Origin of the sequence: Lachnoclostridium sp. (genome assembly GCF_031997925.1) — a bacterium.
Lineage (GTDB): Bacteria > Bacillota > Clostridia > Lachnospirales > Lachnospiraceae > Lachnoclostridium.
Genome location: NZ_DAMADT010000007.1, coordinates 129,029 through 136,648 on the forward strand (window position 1 = coordinate 129,029; position 7,620 = coordinate 136,648).

The following is a 7,620-nucleotide window of genomic DNA, read 5'->3' on the forward strand; positions in this document are numbered from 1 at the left end:
CACCGGTTGCTTTGGCAACTATAGTTGGCGTCTTAGTAGAAGTACCTGTTATGCTAATACTAGTTAAGATAGCCAATAATACAAAAAAATGGTTTCTAAAAAATAATTAATGATAGGAGATGTGGGAAATGAAAAAAATGTTTATTTATGAACCAGCTATGTGCTGCGAAACAGGACTTTGTGGTGTTGGTGTTGATCCAGAATTATTAAGAGTTTCCACCGTAATAAATAACTTAAAAAAGCTTGGATACGAAGTAACTCGTTATAACTTAACGAGTGCTCCTATGGAGTTTGTAAAAAATAAAACTGTTAATGAGTCTATGAAAACTGACGGTACAAAAGTACTACCAATAACAATTGTTGAGGATACCATTGTGAAGACTGGAAAATATCCTACAAATGATGAGTTTTTTGAATGGTTAGGAGTAAACGAACAACCAAGCGTAGAAGATTCTAAAGAAATTAATGATAATTGTTGCGATGGCGGTTGCTGTGGTGGCGGTTGTTGCTGCTAAATTTCATCATATTACACAAAGGAGAGAAGTTATATGAAAAAAATAAAAGTTGCATTTGTATGCGTTCATAATTCTTGTAGATCACAGATGGCTGAAGCATTAGGAAAACTGTTGGCTTCGGACGTATTCGAAAGTTATTCTGCAGGGACAGAGCTTAGGCCCCAAATTAATCAAGATGCAGTACGTATTATAAAAGATTTACATGGTATTGATATGAATGAGACGCAAAAGAGCAAATTACTAACCGATATACCGGAAGTAGATATTGTGGTTACTATGGGTTGCAATGTAAATTGTCCTTACTTACCATGCATTCATAGAGAAGATTGGGGTCTAGAAGATCCGTCTGGTAAATCGGATGATGAATTTATAAAAACTGCTAAGATAATAGAAGAGAAGATCATTAATCTCAAACATAGGATACTAAAAGGGGAATTAGTATAAAAGGCATCCTTTGATAAGGTTATATCTATACAGCGAGCAAATATAAGGATTATACGGTTACTGAAAAAGTTCCATTATACATCAGCAATAGTAAAAGAATCGTTTTATTTATTGTGATAAATATGGCTTGTAACAGAATGTGAAAAAGAACATGAAAAAGAAAATTTAGATAGCTGATAAAACCAGAAATGTATTTACATTATAATATTCATATAGTAAGATGATGATGGTGAGAACGGTTAGGTACCCCTTGTAAGTCCGGTTATATTTTTTAATCTAACCAATTACAAGGGGTTTAACTTATTACCACCTCTTTAAAGAGAGAATAGCATGATTAGAAATATTTACAAGTAAAAACGGATAAGAGACGCATAACCTAATTCAATATCATCTTCTACGATACCAATACTTTAGCTACATAGGAAGATTGGAAATCGGTAAGAATATAAAAGGAGATACTATGTACAAATTAGTGATAGCTGATGATGAAAAAATTATTAGACAAGGCCTTAAAAATGTTGTTGATTGGGAAAAAATTGGTTTTGAAATTATAGAGATTTTTTCTGATGGGCAGGAAGTTATTGAATATCTGGAATATATGATGCCAGATTTGATTTTGACGGATATTAAAATGAATCACGTTTCTGGGATGGAAGTTGCAAAATATGTCTTTGAACAACAGTTACCTTGCAAAGTAGTTCTGATAAGTGGTTATCAGGAGTTTGATTTAGCGTTACAGGGAATCAAATATGGGGTAATGGATTATTTATTAAAGCCTAGTAATGTAGAGAATATTAGTAAAACATTTATTAAAATCAAGGAAGAACTAGACCAAAAACATAAGGAGAAAGAGAAAGCTCAAGCGGATAAGGAACGAATAGATGAAGTTCTACCACTGCTTGAGGATCATTTCTTTTCTGATCTAATTTTGGGAGTAGCAGATAGCGAAGAGTACATAAAAAACAGAATGAATATTTTATATCCTGAAATTGATATCGAACATAGCTTTTGTCTACTAGTAGATATTTGTATTCAAGATTATGAAAAATTTATGGAGGAAATATGGCAATATAATTATGATCAATTTGAGATCAATATTTCTAATTTCCTCCGCATATATGATAAGGACATTTCATTTCATTTGGTTTATAAATCCAATAATATAATTGAATTATTTGGTATCGTTACAAAACAAGTAAACAAAGAACAAATTGAGAGTTTATGCCATGATTCCATTGAGAAATTATTATTAGAATTAAAAGCAAATTTTAAATTTCATGCATCTTATCAAATACGACAAATCTATTCCAATATATATCAAATCAGGAATTTCTGGGAAGGTCTATTGAAAGATGATTCAGATGAGGCAATACAACAACATTTACAAGAACAAAAAAAGCTAATCATGTCTAATATTACTTTAGGGAATATAGTGACTGCTCAGAAGATCTTTCACAATGTATTAGATGTATTGAACGTAAAGCCAGTCTTATATCGAAATAATATGGTGATTGATATTTTATCAACCATGCATACCATAATCAAAGAGGTGAATGATAAGCTTTCCAATTCCCTCCAAAATTATTTTAATTATTCCGTGATATTATCTTTTTCTAATGGGGATGATTTAAAGTCCTATTGTAACCGTATTTTTGATCGTATTAAATTAGCAGAAGAAAAAAAAGAATATTATGATGCCAACAGCTTAATAAGTAAAGCAAAGACATACATCATGGAAAATATTAATAGAGATATTTCTCAAGAAGAAGTAGCAAATCAACTTTTTATTTGTTCAGCTTATCTAAGTCGTTTATTTAAAAAGCAAACAGGGGAAAATTTTAGTCAATATGTTACACGGATGAAGGTAGAAAAGGCTATTGAGCTGTTAAAAGATCCGCAGTATAAAACCTATCAGGTAAGTGAAGCGTTAGGATATAAAACACCCCGTTATTTTTCAAGGATATTTCGGATGCAGACAGGTATGAATCCTAGTGAATATCGAGGAAAGGTATTACGATTAGGTGAAGAATACGATGAAAATTAAGATGGAAATAAAAAAATATATTCTTGATTACAAATTTAATAGTTTATTTATTAAAAATTTAAGACTTTTATTTCTACTACTTATTGTACCAATTATGGGGACGGTAATCCTTGCTTATTATTCCTATATGAATATTCAGCAAAATGAAGTTAAGTCATATAATGAAAGTATCGTTTCAGATACTATGGCTGGCATAGAAAGAATTATAAAAGAAGCACAGACCCAGATGATTTACATTGGATTTAATTCTAATGTGGAATTATATATGTACGATACAGGGGAAATAAAAGAGTTTAATTATAAGGTGAAGAATATATCCGACATGTTACGATTGCCGGTAATATCAAAAGATTATATTGATAGCATTTACATACACTCTCATAAAAGTGATAAGGTAGTTACAATTGAAGGGATCAGTGATTATAGTAACTTTGGTGAAAAGGATGGTTTGGTACAATATTATAACCAGGGAGAATCTTCAAAGAATAGGATTCTGTTAACCAATAATACACGGAAAGGATATCCTAAAAAGCAATTATCTATTTTTCAGAATATTAGATATGGTTCCACTTCTACAGGAGTGGTTGTAATGAATTTGAAATTAGAAGAATTAATAAAAGAATTAAATATAGGAAAAGAGTCACATATATTTATTACTGATGGTAAACAAATCTTATTTTCCAATGATTTAGAACAAATTGCAGCTTCCATCGACTCGATTGAAGGATATGATAAATTAAATAATAATAGCACACTAATCTATAAAGACTATTGTTTATCTTCAAAAGTAAATTCAGACAATGGTTTGGAAGTCGTTTCTTACTTAGATATGTCAACCTACCAGAATAAATTAAGTACCCTAAGAAATGTAATGCTAATCTTTGTATTGGTGATGATATTAATCACAATTGGTTTAGGCACCATTATTTCTATTCGAATTTTTGCGCCAATTGGAACAATATTAGCTGCTATTAGAGAGTATAGTAGTGTATTAATAGGAGAAGAGGCAATTTTAAAAGAAAAAGATGAGTTAATGTATATCATGAACACCATTCGAAAGACGGTTGATAAAAAGAAAGATGTGGACAAAGAATTATCCGAGCGTGTTCGTTTGTTAAAAAAGGCACAAGTGGTAGCCTTACAGTCTCAGATAAATCCACACTTTTTAAATAATACCTTAGATACAATGAATTGGATAGCAATAGGCTTACTTGGGGGAGACAATGAAATTTCAGAAATGACCAGTGCCTTATCCAAGATGTTACGTATGACATTGGAAAATACCGATACAATCATTCCATTGAAAACAGAAATTGAGCATTGTGAAAATTATTTGGAAATTCAAAAAAAGCGATACGAAAATAAGTTTGAAGTGGACTTTAGGATACCAGAAGAGTTATATAATTGTAAAACCATTCGTATTATTTTACAACCTATTATAGAAAATGCTATTTATCATGGTATCAAACCTCTTAGTAATAAGGGTATTATAATTGTAGAAGGAAAGTTACAGGATGATACCGTCGAACTTGTAGTTAGCGATAATGGCCTTGGAATGACAGAAGAGGAGCTTCAAGCACTTAATATGGCTATGAAAAGAAATTTTATTAAAGAAAGTGAACATATTGGTGCAACCAATGTTAATCAAAGGTTACAGCTCTACTTTGGAGATGAATATGGAATCGTAATAAAAAGCTTAGAAGGGATAGGAACTAAGGTAACTATTAGGTTTCCATATATTACAGACTAAATCAGAAACAAGTTAAAAAAATGGTACTAATTATAGTATCATTTTTTTTTGTAAGTATACAAATTGCACTATAGTTTAACAAGGTCAAATTTGTTACACCATTTTTAAAATTTGTATCATTACGAATAAATAGATTCTTCGCTATACTAGATACATGATAAATAACTAGAGAGGACGGAATGAAATTGAAACTATTACAAAAAAAGAAGGTAATACCAAGCCAGAAAAGACATACGCGAACAAAGGGATATTTGAAAGACAATGTTCAATTACTTACTTTGGCATTGCCCACCGTTATTCTCTTAAGCATATTTGCTTATTGGCCTATGTTTGGTATCGTATTAGCATTTAAAGATTATAAAGTGCCAAAAGGAATATGGGGAAGTCCATGGGTTGGTTTTAAGAATTTTGAATTTTTCTTAAAATCTCAAGATGCATGGAGAGTAACACGTAATACCATAGTTTTAAATCTACTTTTTATAGTAGTAGGTATTGTATGTGGGGTAATTTTTGCTTTAATTATGTTTGAAGTAAAAAAGGCAAGGCATGTAAAGATATACCAGACCGTTTCTATTATTCCAAGTTTTATTTCTTGGGTAGCAGTAGGCTATATTGTATATGCAATGTTAGATCCTACTAAGGGTATGGTTAATCAGTTGCTTGCACTCTTTGGGAAAGAAGGAATTTCATGGTATTCAGAGCCGCAGTATTGGCCCTTTATTCTGGTAATCACCAAAACATGGCAAGGAGTAGGGCTTGGCAGTATTATATATTATGCTGCATTGATGGGAGTAGATAATGAACTGTACGAGGCAGCTGATATCGATGGAGCAGGTAAGTTACAAAAGACATGGTTTGTTTCTATACCACAGATTGTACCAATTATTATCATTATGGGTATTTTAGATATAGGAAAGATTTTTAGAGCAGATTTTGGTTTATTTTACAATGTAACAAGAGATGTAGGTGCTTTATATCCTAAAACTGATGTTATTGATACATATGTGTTTAGAGCCTTAATGCAACAAGGAAATCTTGGTATGTCAGCAGCCGTTGGATTGTTTCAATCGGTAATTTGTTTTGTGACACTAATGCTCACCAATGCTATTATAAAGAAAAAATCACCTGAGAATGCATTGTTCTAGTAAAGGAGAAAAACACATGAATCGAATCACAAAGAAAAAAAAGGACGCAACAAGTATTTGGGTACATCTTTTCTTTATACTATTTGGAGTTTTATGTATTGTACCGTTTATGATTATAATTTCTGCCTCCCTTTCTGGAGAGATGGATTTGGCCATGAATGGATTCTCTATTCTGCCAAGAAAAGTGGATTTTACAGCATATGCTTATTTGTTTAAAAATCCTAAAATAATAATAAATTCCTATGTTGTAACTATTATTATTACTGTTGTAGGTACGTTTTTAGGAGTATTATTTATGTCTATGGCTGCCTATTGTTTAGCACGCAGTAACTTTCGATTTAAGAAAGCATTGACTTTTTTCATCTTTTTCCCAACACTGTTTAGTGGTGGATTAGTACCTAGTTATATTATCAATACTCAATATCTACATTTAACCAATACACTGTGGGCGCTTATTTTGCCAACTTTAATCAATGTTTTTCATGTCATAATGTTGCGAACTTTCTTCAAACAATTACCAGAGGCTTTGTTTGAAGCAGCTAAAATAGATGGGGCTAGTGAGTATCATATATTTTTCAAAATAGCACTTAAGTTATCTAAACCAGTAATTGCAACCGTAGCTTTTTTAAGTGCTCTGTCAAAATGGAATGAGTGGTACAATGCTATGCTTTATATTAGAAAAGATGAGTTAGTTCCACTTCAATATTTACTTCAACGAATGATGATGAATATTCGTGCATTATTGGATGCTATGCAAAATGCTCCTGTCATGGTCAATATACATGATTTGCCAGGAGAAAATCTAAGAATGGCTATGTTGGTAGTAGCCATTGGACCTATGCTTTTTATATTCCCATTCTTTCAAAAATATTTTACGAAAGGAATGACAGTTGGGGCTGTCAAGGGCTAAATAGTCATATGAAGTTAGGGGTTGTTGTTCTTGATTAAAAAACAATGTACCCTTAATGATAAAAACTAAAATTGGGGTGGATTTTTCACTACCAAAAAACAAGAGGAGGTATTTTATATGAAAAAAAGAGTAGTTGCATTATGCTTAGCAACTGTTATGACAGTTGGATTATTAACTGGTTGCAAAGCAAAAGACGAGAGTCAAAAAACAGGAACGGAAGTAACAAGTGACAAAGATAATAAATCAGATGCAGGTGAGAAAAAGCCTACGAATACTGCTACACCTGCTACAGATGAAAAAACTGTTACTGTGAAGTGGTGTGTGTTTGGGGATAAGGCACAAGATCATGACTTAGTTATGAAAGATTTAAATGCGAAACTTAAAGAAAAAATCAACGTAGAATTAGATTTAGAGGTAATTCCTCAAGGTGAATATAATGACAAAATGAAGCTAGCTAGTACAGGTGGCGAAGATTTTGATTTAGTATTTACTGCAAGCTGGCTTAATAATTACGATGAAAATATGTCTAGAGATGCATTTATGCCATTAAATAAGCTTATGGATGAATATGGTAAAGACATGCAAGCATCAATACCAGAATGGTTACTAGATGTGGCAAAGGTTAACGGAGAATTATATGCGATTCCAAATCAACAAATTATTGCAAGACAATTAGGTGTAGTAATTCAAAAGGAATATGCAGATAAATATGGTTTTAATAAAACTTCATTAAAAGACGTTAGAGAATTAGAACCATTTTTTGATGAAATCGTAAAGAATGGACCTTCTTTGTTCCCAGTAGATATAAGAGT

The 7,620-nt window shown here is 31.7% G+C and carries 6 protein-coding genes and 2 pseudogenes; all 8 read left to right on the plus strand.

The window, feature by feature from the left end; all coding sequences use genetic code 11:
- A pseudogene (locus tag RTP52_RS20350) lies at positions 1-110 on the plus strand (arsenical-resistance protein); the annotation flags it as partial.
- An 18-nt stretch (positions 111-128) separates the two neighbouring features.
- Positions 129-515, plus strand: a complete 387-nt coding sequence (gene arsD / locus RTP52_RS07240; RefSeq protein WP_312370173.1) for an arsenite efflux transporter metallochaperone ArsD — start codon at positions 129-131, stop codon at positions 513-515.
- 33 nt (positions 516-548) lie between these two features.
- Positions 549-959: an arsenate reductase ArsC gene (locus RTP52_RS07245; protein WP_312370175.1), complete on the plus strand. Its 411-nt coding sequence runs from the start codon at positions 549-551 to the stop codon at positions 957-959.
- Positions 960-1,419: 460 nt separating this feature from the next.
- The gene (locus tag RTP52_RS07250; RefSeq protein ID WP_312370177.1) at positions 1,420-3,003 is read left to right on the plus strand and encodes a response regulator transcription factor; all 1,584 of its coding nucleotides are present in this window, start codon (positions 1,420-1,422) and stop codon (positions 3,001-3,003) included.
- Positions 2,993-4,753 (plus strand): sensor histidine kinase, encoded by a 1,761-nt coding sequence (locus tag RTP52_RS07255; protein ID WP_312370179.1) that lies wholly within the window; start codon positions 2,993-2,995, stop codon positions 4,751-4,753. Before RTP52_RS07250 ends, RTP52_RS07255 begins: the two co-directional genes overlap by 11 nt.
- A gap of 179 nt (positions 4,754-4,932) precedes the next feature.
- Positions 4,933-5,898, plus strand: a complete 966-nt coding sequence (locus tag RTP52_RS07260; RefSeq protein WP_312370181.1) for an ABC transporter permease — start codon at positions 4,933-4,935, stop codon at positions 5,896-5,898.
- Positions 5,899-5,914: 16 nt separating this feature from the next.
- Positions 5,915-6,808 (plus strand): carbohydrate ABC transporter permease, encoded by an 894-nt coding sequence (locus RTP52_RS07265; RefSeq protein WP_312370183.1) that lies wholly within the window; start codon positions 5,915-5,917, stop codon positions 6,806-6,808.
- A 117-nt stretch (positions 6,809-6,925) separates the two neighbouring features.
- Positions 6,926-7,620, plus strand: a pseudogene (locus RTP52_RS07270) (extracellular solute-binding protein); the annotation flags it as partial.

Coding starts and splice junctions, on each gene's coding strand:
- RTP52_RS07255 (WP_312370179.1), top strand. CDS start 2,993: ATGAAAATTAAGATGGAAATAAAAAAATATATTCTTGATTACAAATTT.
- RTP52_RS07265 (WP_312370183.1), top strand. CDS start 5,915: ATGAATCGAATCACAAAGAAAAAAAAGGACGCAACAAGTATTTGGGTA.
- RTP52_RS07245 (WP_312370175.1), top strand. CDS start 549: ATGAAAAAAATAAAAGTTGCATTTGTATGCGTTCATAATTCTTGTAGA.
- RTP52_RS07260 (WP_312370181.1), top strand. CDS start 4,933: ATGAAATTGAAACTATTACAAAAAAAGAAGGTAATACCAAGCCAGAAA.
- RTP52_RS07250 (WP_312370177.1), top strand. CDS start 1,420: ATGTACAAATTAGTGATAGCTGATGATGAAAAAATTATTAGACAAGGC.
- arsD (WP_312370173.1), top strand. CDS start 129: ATGAAAAAAATGTTTATTTATGAACCAGCTATGTGCTGCGAAACAGGA.